General features: G+C 48.8%; 11 protein-coding genes and 1 tRNA gene. 7 read left to right on the forward strand and 5 right to left on the reverse strand.

Features of this window, described 5'->3' with window-relative positions; all coding sequences use genetic code 11:
- Nucleotides 1-2: 2 nt before the first annotated feature.
- A complete protein-coding gene (tadA, locus tag GOM71_RS18545; RefSeq protein ID WP_156283753.1) occupies nucleotides 3-470 on the forward strand; it encodes a tRNA adenosine(34) deaminase TadA in 468 nt (155 codons plus the stop codon).
- 4 nt (nucleotides 471-474) lie between these two features.
- Here the strand turns inward: tadA and GOM71_RS18550 are convergent, their stop codons facing one another.
- Nucleotides 475-684 (reverse strand): aspartyl-phosphate phosphatase Spo0E family protein, encoded by a 210-nt coding sequence (locus tag GOM71_RS18550; protein WP_156283755.1) that lies wholly within the window; start codon nucleotides 682-684, stop codon nucleotides 475-477.
- 300 nt (nucleotides 685-984) lie between these two features.
- Between GOM71_RS18550 and GOM71_RS18555 the strand changes: the two genes are divergently transcribed.
- From GOM71_RS18555 to GOM71_RS18565, 3 genes are all read left to right on the forward strand, one after another.
- Nucleotides 985-1,061 (forward strand) — tRNA-Arg (locus GOM71_RS18555).
- A gap of 679 nt (nucleotides 1,062-1,740) precedes the next feature.
- The gene (locus GOM71_RS18560; protein WP_156283757.1) at nucleotides 1,741-2,196 is read left to right on the forward strand and encodes a MarR family winged helix-turn-helix transcriptional regulator; all 456 of its coding nucleotides are present in this window, start codon (nucleotides 1,741-1,743) and stop codon (nucleotides 2,194-2,196) included.
- Nucleotides 2,183-2,497 carry a hypothetical protein gene (locus tag GOM71_RS18565; RefSeq protein ID WP_156283759.1) on the forward strand — a complete coding sequence of 105 codons (315 nt, stop codon included), beginning with the start codon at nucleotides 2,183-2,185 and terminating at the stop codon, nucleotides 2,495-2,497. The genes GOM71_RS18560 and GOM71_RS18565 overlap by 14 nt, the downstream gene beginning before the upstream one ends.
- Nucleotides 2,498-2,789: 292 nt before the next feature.
- On the opposite strand, the gene GOM71_RS18570 is transcribed toward GOM71_RS18565, so the two are convergent.
- Entirely contained in the window at nucleotides 2,790-4,022 is a 1,233-nt protein-coding gene (locus tag GOM71_RS18570) for an MFS transporter (RefSeq protein ID WP_156283761.1), read from the reverse strand.
- 646 nt (nucleotides 4,023-4,668) lie between these two features.
- On the opposite strand from GOM71_RS18570, the gene GOM71_RS18575 reads away from it, so the two are divergent.
- Both GOM71_RS18575 and GOM71_RS18580 read left to right on the forward strand, forming a co-directional pair.
- On the forward strand, nucleotides 4,669-5,640 hold the full coding sequence (locus GOM71_RS18575) for an RNA polymerase sigma factor (RefSeq protein ID WP_173275798.1): 972 nt from the start codon (nucleotides 4,669-4,671) through the stop codon (nucleotides 5,638-5,640).
- A gap of 231 nt (nucleotides 5,641-5,871) precedes the next feature.
- Nucleotides 5,872-6,921 carry an NAD(P)/FAD-dependent oxidoreductase gene (locus tag GOM71_RS18580; protein WP_156283765.1) on the forward strand — a complete coding sequence of 350 codons (1,050 nt, stop codon included), beginning with the start codon at nucleotides 5,872-5,874 and terminating at the stop codon, nucleotides 6,919-6,921.
- A 158-nt stretch (nucleotides 6,922-7,079) separates the two neighbouring features.
- Here GOM71_RS18580 and GOM71_RS18585 read toward each other — a convergent pair whose 3' ends face one another.
- Entirely contained in the window at nucleotides 7,080-7,874 is a 795-nt protein-coding gene (locus tag GOM71_RS18585) for a glycosyltransferase family 2 protein (protein WP_367649697.1), read from the reverse strand.
- Between the two features lie 135 nt (nucleotides 7,875-8,009).
- On the opposite strand from GOM71_RS18585, the gene GOM71_RS18590 reads away from it, so the two are divergent.
- Nucleotides 8,010-9,359, forward strand: a complete 1,350-nt coding sequence (locus tag GOM71_RS18590; protein ID WP_156283767.1) for a nucleotide sugar dehydrogenase — start codon at nucleotides 8,010-8,012, stop codon at nucleotides 9,357-9,359.
- A gap of 40 nt (nucleotides 9,360-9,399) precedes the next feature.
- Here GOM71_RS18590 and GOM71_RS18595 read toward each other — a convergent pair whose 3' ends face one another.
- Both GOM71_RS18595 and GOM71_RS18600 read right to left on the reverse strand, forming a co-directional pair.
- Nucleotides 9,400-9,855 (reverse strand): NucA/NucB deoxyribonuclease domain-containing protein, encoded by a 456-nt coding sequence (locus GOM71_RS18595; protein WP_156283815.1) that lies wholly within the window; start codon nucleotides 9,853-9,855, stop codon nucleotides 9,400-9,402.
- Between the two features lie 34 nt (nucleotides 9,856-9,889).
- Nucleotides 9,890-10,750, reverse strand: coding sequence for a MurR/RpiR family transcriptional regulator (locus GOM71_RS18600; RefSeq protein WP_216651777.1), 861 nt, complete (start codon nucleotides 10,748-10,750; stop codon nucleotides 9,890-9,892).
- Nucleotides 10,751-10,894: the final 144 nt, after the last annotated feature.

The following is a 10,894-nucleotide window of genomic DNA, read 5'->3' on the forward strand; positions in this document are numbered from 1 at the left end:
CAATGATTAGAGAGCAAGAAGATCAAGCATGGATGCGGCATGCAATAGAAGAGGCGCGTCGTGCGGAGCTTATCGGCGAGGTGCCGATCGGCGCCATTGTTGTCAAAGATGGCGAAATTATCGGCCGCGGCTACAATTTAAGAGAAATCAATCATGACCCTACGGCTCATGCCGAAATGGTCGCAATCCGAGAGGCATGCGACAAGCTTGGCGCATGGCGACTGCTGGATTGTACGCTATATGTCACTTTGGAACCTTGTCCCATGTGCGCCGGCGCAATCGTCCAATCGCGCATCAAACGGGTCGTATACGGAACAGGGGATCCAAAGGCCGGCTGCGCCGGCACTTTGATGAACTTGCTGCAAGAGCCTCGGTTTAATCACGAAACGGAACTGACCAGCGGCGTCCTCCAAGAGGAGTGTGCAACGCTGCTGACCCAGTTCTTCCGAAAGCTGCGCAAGCAAAAATAATATTTTATTTGGATTGGAAGTTGTCTGGATAAGTGCGGAGCGGAGGTTCAATGAGTCGGGCGCGTTGCAGCTGCTGCAACGCCACAATTAATTCATCCGCCTCTTCGCTAATCGCGATCACATCCGGATCTGTCAAACTGCCGCGTGCCTCAGCGATTTCATGAAGCTTCAGCCGCAGCGATTGCAATTGATTAAGCAGTATCGTTTTGTCCATAGCTCGCTTTGGGGCACGCTCCTTATCAGCACTCATGTGGTAATACGAACATTATACTTTTTTTCATGTCAGGTGTTTGTAAAAACCTGTCGACAGAAAGATACAATTTTCAGGCATTATTCGACAGCTGCTGGCATAACTTCCAAAAGTTCTAGTCCAAAACGACTAACTATTATCGGTAGCCATACCAAAAATGAGCTCTGGCTAGGCATAACAACCCCATGCCGCAAGCCTAATTCCATGGCGAACAGATACGAAGTTGCACCCCAAAAGCTGCCATGCTAAAATAAGAGTTGCTGCGCGCCCGTAGCTCAGCAGGATAGAGCGACAGTTTCCTAAACTGCAGGTCGTACGTTCGAATCGTATCGGGCGCGCCATATTTAAAATGTTGAAGAACCGCATCAGTTTGCGGTTCTTTTTATTTACCGATTGCGCAATTCGCAGAAGATTTAGAAAATCCCGCCTTCAGTTTTCCGGGCGCCAAAATTTTAGCTGAAAAATGGTTATGATGAAGCCGCAGTGTTTAAAGAAGCCCCAACCGGGAGTAATCACTGCTACTTCAAAAAAGACAATTCCTACCTATAGACCCGACTGGGTATTGAACCATTTGGAGTATATTTTTGGAACGGCAGCTATGGAATGATTTTTTTTGCAGACGTATATCAATTTGAGACTTTGCCTCAATATGAGATTGAAGAATTACAGTTTGTAGATACATACCCTGAAGGACTTAACTTTGGAGAAATGTTTTATATCTATCATGAGCAATGGACTAAATTTGCCTCGAAAGGTACACGTAAATATTCCATTGATAATAGAAAAAGAGTTATTGGTGATTGACCAACGGGAAACGTTAGTTCAATCCGTTCAGTTCAACCGCCTTGAAATAGGCGGTTCTTCACCTTGAGGTTCATGAGCAAATTAATCGTACGCTATAGTCGCGAACGCAGGCAGAGGTTTTTAAAGGCCGGCCCTTGCAGAGCTGCCGGTTCTTTATTGACTATTGCGTGTATTTTACAACTGTTGTATTATACACACATAAGGAGGCGTTAAATAATGGAAAAAGAAGCGGTATTACAGCTTCGGCTAGACGTTCAAAAGTTCGTCCGTTTATTTGGACTGCAAGATAAGCATGTGACACCGTGCGGCTTTCCGCTTTCTGTATCGCAAGTGATGGCCCTTCAGGAACTGGAGCATCACAGACTGACGTTAAATGAACTGACGGAAAAGCTGCTGCTTGAGCGTTCATCCGTAAGCCGCTTGGCGGATCAGCTGGTGAAGGAAGGGTTCATCCATCGCGAGACCAATGAAGAGAACCGCAGGGAGGTGCTGCTTTCTTTAACGCAAAAAGGGATTCATGCGCTGACCAAGGTACGGGAGCAATCGGTGTCTTATTATACAAGCATACTTAACCATATGGATGGGCTTGATCAGCAGAAGGTAATTGAGGGGTTCCAATTAATGAACGCCGCTCTTCTGAAAGAAAGGAGCGAAACCAGTGGCAAAAGTTAAAACGCCCGTCGTCTCCCCGATTATATCGGTCATTCTTTCCATTCTGGCAGCATCCCATCATTGGCTCCATATGATCATTCTATTATTCCTCGGAAGCTCCGCTTCGATGATGTCTACGATGCAAAATATGCTCTGGCTGCGAAGGTTCATGATTGTAGTTACAATGGCGACAATCTTGTTTACCGTCTATCGACTCCTTAAACATCGTTGCTCGAACAAGGCCGTAATCGCGTTAAATCTTATATCCGGACTTGTATCTCTCGGTTTTATTTTCTATACCTTGCTCACATTTGGATGGTAGGTGTTCGTATGGCATTTCAAAAAAATTTGAGCGATACGACGTGGGAGGAAGTGAAGAGAAAACAGCTTGTTCGATTTCCGCTCGTGACGCCCAACTCACTGTCAACTCGAGCACAGCTGTATTGATCGCGGAATTTGTACTATATTTTGTTGCGTCCGTTTTGAAAACTGCATATTTGCAGGCTTCCAATCCCGGACAGAAGTCACAGACGCATACGAAACGGCATCAATCAACAAAATAGCCTTCCGGCAAAGCCAAGAGCTTTGCCGGAAGGCTATTTTAAAATGAAGATTTAGAAGTTAACGCCGCTGTTGGTCGTTGCCCACGATTTTTTCCACGAACGTGTAACCGCGTAGAAAATGAGTGTCGTCACCATGACAATGCATGCGATAACCAAGAAGCCCGCAACATGGGAGCCTGTCGATTCTTTCAATGGACCGAGGATATATTTCGGCAACAGGAACCCGCCAAGGCCGCCTGCAGCGCCAACGATACCCGTTACGATCCCGATTTCTTTGGAAAAGCGTTGCGGAACGATTTGGAATACAGAACCGTTGCCCATGCCAAGGCACGCCATCATAATGCTTGTGTACAGCAACATAACAAGATACGAGCCAGGCATTGTGGAGATAGCGAACAAGCTGAGCGTAACGACTGCGAAAAGCATCGTCAGGAACCGCATGCCGCCGATTTTGTCCGCAATCCAGCCGCCGATCGGACGGAAGAAGCTGCCCGCGATAACGGTTATTGTAACCAGGTAACCGATTTGAACCTTCGTCAAACCGCCTGCTACTGCCGCATCGCCGTATACGTCATAGAAGAAAATCGCAAAGTAGTTAGCAAATCCGACAAAGCCGCCGAACGTAACCGCATAGAACAAGGAGAACCACCATGTATCCGCCTTTCTAAATACGCTAGTGTAATCCTTCAACGTTTTTGGAGCTTCCGAATTTGGAGCATCCTTCGCAATCAGTGCAAAAATAATCATTACGATAACAAGCGGAATAATTGCCATGCCGAAAACGTTATGCCAGCCGTACGCTTGCGCCAATTGCGGTCCGAAGAATGTAGCCAATGCTGTACCGCTGTTCCCTGCTCCGGCAATGCCCATTGCCAGACCTTGGTATTGCGGCGGGTACCAGCGGCTAGCCAGCGAGAGCGAAACCGCAAAGCTTGCGCCTGCCACGCCAAGCAAGAAGCCGATCCAGTGAATTTGCAGCAAGCTCGTTCCGCCAAGCCATCCCCACATTAGCGGCGCGATTGTGATCGCCATCCCGATCAAGCCTGTTTTTTTACTGCCAATACGGTCCGCCAGAATTCCCATTGGAATCCGGAAGAAGGAACCGCCCAGAATCGGAATCGCGACCATCGTCGCTTTCTGCGTATCCGTCAAACCGAAATCTTTCGTAATGTAGAGCGACAACGCTCCACAGAACACCCAAATCATGAAACTTACATCAAAGTAGAGAAAAGCTGACAACAAACTCGGTGTGTGACCCGCCTTACGAAAACTTTTTGCATCCATATTTTTTTCCTCCCCTTCATTATCCATTCATTTTTTCTATCCTTTTCTTCGGCAAAGCAGCATTTCGGTTCGTCGATCCCTCCAATATAGAATAAAATCAAATCCCGCCTGAACAATAAGGGCCGACTGACAGAACCCGCGCAGTCGCGAATTCGGTTAATCGGCCTCTTTGCCCTTGCAGTCACGCCATCGTAACTGACTTTTTTCATGTTGTTTTCAATAACTGCACACAAAAAGCCTATCCGTCTACAATACTGTAAGGGATAGGCTCCATTGCCTTAGGGGGGTGACACAACATTGTGTCGTTCAAGATCAAGTATCACTTTCTTATATTGATACTATAAACTTCCCTTATAACTGATGTCAACTAATATTACATAAAATTTTTAAATTAGTTGTTTCAGCTGGTTTTCACCTGTAAGGGAACTTTTACACGTCATATAATATGACGCAAAGTGCATGAAGTATACTCAATCCTGTAAAATTTTGTTTCCATGCCGTATGATAGAGATGCGTACGCAGCCCCTCCGCAATACGAAATGACAGAAAGGGCGGATGTCGAATGAAAAATAAGGTGAAGTACAGCGTAAATATGTACCGCCTTCATACGTCTTTATAGAAAAACGCGATGGAGGTTCACTCATTCATGACCCAACAAACTGATTTACAAAAGCTTGGAGATGCAACAAAGCCTTATTTCGATCAGTTTTGTGCCATTATGAATCCGTACCGGAATGACTTATGGCGGTATTGTCTAAAGATTACAAGGTCGCCTTGGGATGCAGAAGATTTATTTCAGGACACCTACCTCAAATTGTTTACTTCATTATCCGCTCTTTCACATCGGCAACAGCCGATTCATCCGAAATCATTTCTTTTCCGGGTAGCAACCAACCATTGGATTGATACATGCCGTAAACGAAAGCATGCACCAGAAGAATATATGGATGAAGCCTATGTTGGACATGTCGCAGCCGTTGATCCCTTCGAGCTGCACGAAGCTTTCGAGAAGCTTTTGCAATATTTGCCTCCGCGTCAAATTGCCGCCATCGTTCTCATTGATGCATTCCGATTTACGGCGGCTGAGGCTGCTGAAATTATCGGAACGACAGAAGGAGCCGTAACGGGACTGCTTTTCCGGGCGAGAAAGAAATTAAGACAGATGCGGGATACCGGCGATCCAGCAAAAACGCTGGCGATGGCCTCGGCAAATTCGGATAAGCATCAAGACATCATCCAGCAATATGTATCCTGCTTTAACCAACGCGATTTCAACGGCATCGCTCAGCTGCTGGCAGACCACGCGGTATTCAGCTTTGTCGCTCAAGGCAGTCAGGAATACGGACGGGACACGATCATGAATGCCTCACATCATCCTAAACACTATGAAAATCAAAATCTGCAGGCGTTTACACGCGAGCTGTGGGGCAAACAGGCGGTTATCTTTGCGAATGTCGCGCCGAATAGTACCCCGGCACAATTAAACGAAGTGCTTTCTTTTGAAATAGAGAATGACAAGATTATCAAAATCAGCGGCTATTATTTCTGCCCTGAGTTCATGGAAGCGGCTTCCCTTGAAACGGACTTGCCAAGAGAGCCTTGGAATTGGGCAGGATGATCTAATCGGTTTTCAAGAAGAGGGCATCGCGCCTTGGGGAGAAATGCTCGCCCGCTGCCAATTGGAAGCTTAGCTTCAACAGAAAAGACTGTCTCCCGGGTCGCAACGACCTGAGAAGACAGCCTTTTTGCTATTAAAAATTGACAATGATAATCGTTATCAAATAAAATGGGATATATGCTTATAACAACTATGCCCGATTGAGGCAGTTAAATATAAGGAGTCTACGACATGAGCGAACAGCTGGAGCTATTTGATGTCACGATCATCGGCGGAGGTCCCGCAGGCATGTACACCGCTTTCTACAGCGGGATGAGGGATTTGAAGACGAAGCTGATTGAAGCGAGCGACGAGCTTGGCGGCCGCGTTCTGATTTATCCCGAGAAGATGATCTGGGACGTCGGCGGCCTGACGCCTACGCTGGGCAGCAGACTGATCGAGCAACTGGTTCAGCAGGCCAAAACGTTCGATCCGACGATTGTGCTTGGCCAATACATTACTTCTTATGAACGTCAGCCCGACAATACGTTCATTCTGACATCGGCTGCGGGTGAGCGTCACTGGACGCGCACGGTGGTGCTGGCTATTGGCTATGGTATCCTCCAATTAGCCAAGCTGGAAATTGAGGGCGCCGACCGATTCGAGGTCAGCAATTTGCACTATACGGTTCAGGAATTGGAGATTTTCCGGGGCAAAAGAGTGCTCATCTCCGGCGGCGGCGACTCCGCTGTCGACTGGGCTAACGCGATTGAACCGCTTGCAACAGAATTAACCGTTGTCCACCGCCGCGACCAATTCGGCGGTCATGAGCGAAATGTGGCCAAGATGAAAGCTTCCTCGGCCAATGTGCTTACGCCATACGCCGTCGAGTCGCTTCACAGCAGCAACGGCGCTGATATCGACAAAGTGGCGATCTGTCATACGGAATCAGGGGAGCAGCAAACCATCGAAGTTGATGCGGTCATCGTCAATCACGGACTCCGCTATAACTTCGGGCCGATTAAAGAATGGGGACTCGATATGGGCGACTGGAACGCGAACGTGTCCAGCAAGATGGAAACGAATATTCCAGGCATTTTTGCAGCAGGCGATTTCGTCAAGCATGACAGCAAGATTCACTTGATCGCAGGCACGTTCCCCGACGCGGTTAACGCGCTCAACAGCGCCAAGCTGTACATTGATCCTGCGGCCGATAAGGTCGCTTATGTTTCCTCCCACAATGCGAAATTTAAAGAAAAGAATCGTCAGCTTGGCGTCGCAGTAGACGATAGCGAACATTAACGGGCAGAGGATGCCTTCATCGCATAAAACCGTGCATAATCGCACGGTTTTTTTATCGACTTAATAACTTTCACCAAGAGAGAGAGAATTGCTGAACTCGGGGTCATGCTGCCAAAGCCGTTATAGATAGCTTTAGGGCAACCCCTGCCGTATTTGTTCTATAAGCTGTATGGCAAACTATCCTTCCCATAAAGAGGCTGCGGCGCCGGATATGCCCGAATCCCTTTTAGCTGATCCAACGATCGGTTGACATGTCTCTTATAATCGCCGGTTCGGATAAGCAGCCTCTTCTTAGACCCGAGCAACCTTTGATCGCTAATTTTCCACGTATGCGAATATCGGTTGGCCCGGCGAATCGCCGCAAAATTATAAGGCGATGTCGTAAATACTCGAAAACCTTTGCGAACAGACGCCGATACAAAACGGACGTCCGTACCTTGCCGCACCTGCGTCGAAAACTTCACCTTATTGAACACGCGGCGATGAAACATAATGGTTGCTCCGGCGATTTTCCGGCATCGGCTGTAAGGGCGGATCGGCATTTGGCGCAGGAGAAGCAACGAACGGTGCGGCATATAGAAAAAACAGGTTCGTTTGCCCACCATATCCGCTTTCACCTTCCGGAACAACGCCATCGCCTCCGGAATATAGCTCGGCGCATAATAATCGTCGTCGTCAAATTTGGCGATATACGTATATTGCGCGCGTGCCGCCGCAAAATTCAAGCACGCTCCGAGATTTTTCGATTGGGGCTGGCGCAGTATTCTAACGCCCGGATATTGCTGCGCCAGTTGCAAATAAGGTTCGATACTGATTTTGTTGCGGTTAAGAACGATAATTAATTCTTTTTTCACCCATTTTTGACGTGCGTAGTTTTGAAAAATCTGTTGCATAAACTGTGGACGAATTGTCGAGGTAATGATGGTGACGCCTGGAACGGCATTATAATCCACCGTGTTTCCCCTCTCCTTTTTCGAGAAAATAGACTTTCCATATGAGTCAAATATCGTGCCGCACAGTCTGTCTTATTAATATTTTAATAGAATAGCAGAAGTCGATTGAGAGGAAGAAAGGGGCTGATTGAAACCATGAATGAAGCAACTGCCATAAGCTCCGCCGCAAACAGTCCCCGCGCGGAAAAAAGCAAGGTCGGCATTATCGGCCTTGGCTTTGTCGGACTGCCGTTAGCTATGGCTTTCGTCAAAAAAGGATTTACGGTCGTCGGCGTAGACCTGGATCCGTCAAAAATAAACGCCATCAATGAAGGAAAAAGCTATATTCAAGACATCGCGGACGGCGTGCTCGACGCTGCGGGAGAGTCGGGCAGATGGAGCGTATCGACGGAATATACCGCGCTGCTCGGTTCCGACGCAATTGTAATATGCTTGCCGACCCCGCTATCCGCGAGCCATGGCCCCGATTTGTCTTATTTGACAGATGCGTGCCATCGGCTTTACCCGCTGCTGCAGCCCGGACAATTGGTAATCGTGGAAAGCTCCACTTATCCCGGAACGACAAGAGAGGTCGTTAAGCCGCTGCTGGAAAAAGGCGGGCTGCGCGCTGGCGAAGATTTGTATATCGCCTACTCGCCCGAACGAATCGATCCGGGCAACCGCAACGCCAGTCTGCTGAGCATTCCGAAGGTGGTCAGCGGCGTGACGGCACAATGCCTGGCGCATGTGCAGCAGCTTTACGAGCAGCTATTCGACAAAGTCGTCGCCGTTTCATCGACGGAAGCAGCCGAAACGACCAAGCTGCTGGAGAACAGCTACCGGTTCATCAATATTGCATTCATTAATGAATTTACGGAAATATGCGAGAAGCTGAGCCTAAATGTCTGGGAGGTTATCGAGGCCGCGTCGTCTAAGCCTTACGGCTTTAGCCCGTTTTATCCCGGCCCCGGCATCGGCGGACATTGCATCCCGATCGACCCGTTGTATTTGCAATGGAAGGCCGAACAATTCGGAGCGTCGAGCCAGTTCATCAAGCTGGCGCAGCAGCTGAACGACGCGTTGCCGGCATCGATTGTCAATCGGTTGGAAAAGCTTCTGCCTGCGGACCGTCCGCTGGCAGGCGCCCGTATTTTCGTCTATGGCATCACCTATAAAAAAGATATTGGCGATGCCCGGGAGTCGGCCGCTCTCGCTATCGTTCACGAGCTGCTGGGGCGAGGCGCAATCGTGATTTATCATGACCCCTGCGCGCCGTCCGTCCGCTTAAATGACCGAACCTGGATGCACAGCGTCGAGCTTACGGAAGAGGAGCTCGAACAAGCCGATTGCGTACTCATTGGCACGGATCATTCCGTCATGCCTGCAGATTTTATTGCCTCGCACAGCCGTCTTATTTTCGATACCCGATACGCGTTTAAACAACTCGCTTCGTCCAAAGCGCGCATCGTGCGGCTGGGTGACAATACTAATACTGCCGCCCAATAAGTTTACGTTCAATATATGTCGCATTCACCGGACAACGTGCCTAGCGGACGATAAATTCCACTCGTGTACCGTCTGGAAACTCATCGAGCTTATTGCTCACCCAAGCCCCTGCTCCCCGGTTGTCCGATGGCGTTATGTATTCAATATCGGCGCCTTCTCCGCCCTCCGCGCACATGGCCATCGGCCATTCGTCGCGATCATAACCTTTTTTAGTCGGGACATCCTTTAACGAATCCTTACGGTTCTCCTCTGCTCCGTCGCGGTCAATCGTACAAACTTGCGGTTCGCCTGCGGCGATCGCATCTTCAATATGCTTCGCTGTCTCCGGGTAACGATCCGCCGGAAAATACAACTTGTAATCGACGTCTTCACTCGCAGTCGCTTCCGGCTTCGAGACTCCCGTTACGTCAACCGTCTCCAAATTCAGCTTCGGTAAAATAACGGCCAAAACAATCAAGATGGTTACCGCTGCTAACAAATGGATTCCTTTTTTCATCATGATGCAATTCCTCCTGTTGATCTAAGCCGCTTTACTTGGGAAGCAGCGCGGCATATTGCCGGCGAAGCCGCTGAAGCTTTTCCAGTTGATCTAGCGCCTGCCCGCCGCCAAGCTTTGTTACTCCGACTGCCAGCGCTTCTGCGAGCGCGATTGGCGCGGTCATGGAATGAAAGCCGTGGGCGGCGCCGCGATCGATTTGCAGAACGATATCGCTCTCTGCCAGCATATCCGATACAAGGAGATCCGTCACCAATACGGTTGTATAACCAGCTTGATCGCTATGCTCGAGCAGTACGGTTAATTCAGGCGAGCGCTTGACGAAGCCGAATAGGAGCACCGTATCTCCTGCGCCCGCATGAGCCAGCGTCTCCAGCAGCTGCCTGCCGCTTCCCGCCATTACGATCACTCGCTTGCCAATCCGCCCCAGCCGGAAGCTTAACAGCTCCGACACACAGGCCGACGCGCCTGTTCCGTATACATAGATCGTATCTGCTTTATACAGCGACTTCACCGCGCTCGAAAAATGGCTGCGGTCGATTCGTTCCGCCGATACCGTCAAATTTGTTGCGGCTATTTCCGTAATTTCCGCTATCACATCGGCTTCTTCGGCATCCACCTTGCTAAGGATATGCTTCATTTTGCCCGCCGGAGTTTCCTGCTCGCTTTCCTGCAAATGCTTTTTGAACGCTTTTAAGTTGTCAAAGCCGATTGCTGCCCAAAACCGGGATACCGTTGCGGTGCTTACGCCCACCGCCTTTGCAATGTCCTCCTCCGTGGAAAAAGGAATCTGCTGCAGCGCTCCCGCTACATAATTGGCGATTGCCTGCTGGCTTTTGGACATTCCCTCTGCATTCAGATCAAGTCGAATAGACGCCATCGTATGTTCTGCCACTCCTTCGATTCGGTATCGTTTATGCCGTCATTATAGCTACTTTTGCAATGTAATGAAAGTTTTATTTCATAAATTAATGTTGTGATAATTATTTTACACAAACTAAACATGGGACTGACGTTCCGTTAACAATGTTTCCTTATA

Source organism: Paenibacillus sp. NEAU-GSW1, assembly GCF_009737085.1.
GTDB lineage: Bacteria > Bacillota > Bacilli > Paenibacillales > Paenibacillaceae > Pristimantibacillus.

Coding starts and splice junctions, on each gene's coding strand:
- GOM71_RS18550 (WP_156283755.1), bottom strand. CDS start 684: ATGGACAAAACGATACTGCTTAATCAATTGCAATCGCTGCGGCTGAAG.
- GOM71_RS18575 (WP_173275798.1), top strand. CDS start 4,669: ATGACCCAACAAACTGATTTACAAAAGCTTGGAGATGCAACAAAGCCT.
- tadA (WP_156283753.1), top strand. CDS start 3: ATGATTAGAGAGCAAGAAGATCAAGCATGGATGCGGCATGCAATAGAA.
- GOM71_RS18580 (WP_156283765.1), top strand. CDS start 5,872: ATGAGCGAACAGCTGGAGCTATTTGATGTCACGATCATCGGCGGAGGT.
- GOM71_RS18590 (WP_156283767.1), top strand. CDS start 8,010: ATGAATGAAGCAACTGCCATAAGCTCCGCCGCAAACAGTCCCCGCGCG.
- GOM71_RS18560 (WP_156283757.1), top strand. CDS start 1,741: ATGGAAAAAGAAGCGGTATTACAGCTTCGGCTAGACGTTCAAAAGTTC.
- GOM71_RS18595 (WP_156283815.1), bottom strand. CDS start 9,855: ATGAAAAAAGGAATCCATTTGTTAGCAGCGGTAACCATCTTGATTGTT.
- GOM71_RS18570 (WP_156283761.1), bottom strand. CDS start 4,022: ATGGATGCAAAAAGTTTTCGTAAGGCGGGTCACACACCGAGTTTGTTG.